The sequence below is a fragment of the Mesorhizobium sp. M1A.F.Ca.IN.020.06.1.1 genome (assembly GCF_004023265.1).
Taxonomy (GTDB): Bacteria; Pseudomonadota; Alphaproteobacteria; order Rhizobiales; family Rhizobiaceae; genus Mesorhizobium.
The window spans coordinates 1-532 of record NZ_RZSR01001736.1 but is presented as its reverse complement, the minus strand read 5'-3'; the positions used below and the strand labels follow the sequence as shown (position 1 = coordinate 532).

At 63.9% G+C, this 532-nt stretch carries 1 pseudogene; it reads left to right on the top strand.

The window, feature by feature from the left end:
- Window positions 1-532 (top strand): annotated as a pseudogene (locus EOA60_RS36615) (ABC transporter permease); the annotation flags it as partial.

Sequence of the window (532 nt, the reverse complement as noted above, 5' to 3'; positions counted from 1 at the left end):
GCGTCACGATGCTCGCGCTCTGGCTCACCGCGCCGCAGGCGCGTTTCGTGCTTACGGTCGCCTGCGGCATACTCGTGCTCGTTGCCCATGTCGTCCTGTTCTGGCGCTATACCAAGGACGCCAACCCGTGGCTCTGCCAAATGGTGCTTGCCCTGCTCAGCCTGGGGTTCCTCGTCATCTGTTTGTCGGCGATGCAGTATCTCGGCATCCGCAGTTATCGCCGCGCCATCGTGCCGGCGCTGGCAGCGATGGCGGCTTGCGCCCTCGTCACCTATTTCGGCTTCGATGTTGTCGGCTTTCTGATCACCTATTCGACGGTGACGGCGCTGCTCGGCGCGATCGGAACGATGTTCTGGATGAAGGGCGATCACGACCGCCGGATACTGCTCGTCGTTTCGTTTCTCAGCGGCGCCTGCGGGATATCCTTCGCGCTGTGCGGCCTGGTGCTGCTGGTGCAAGGGCAATGGGTCCTAGGCGCCGCGCCCGACAACTGGGCGGAGCGGTTGAACTCCGTCGTCGCGGTCGCCTGCAT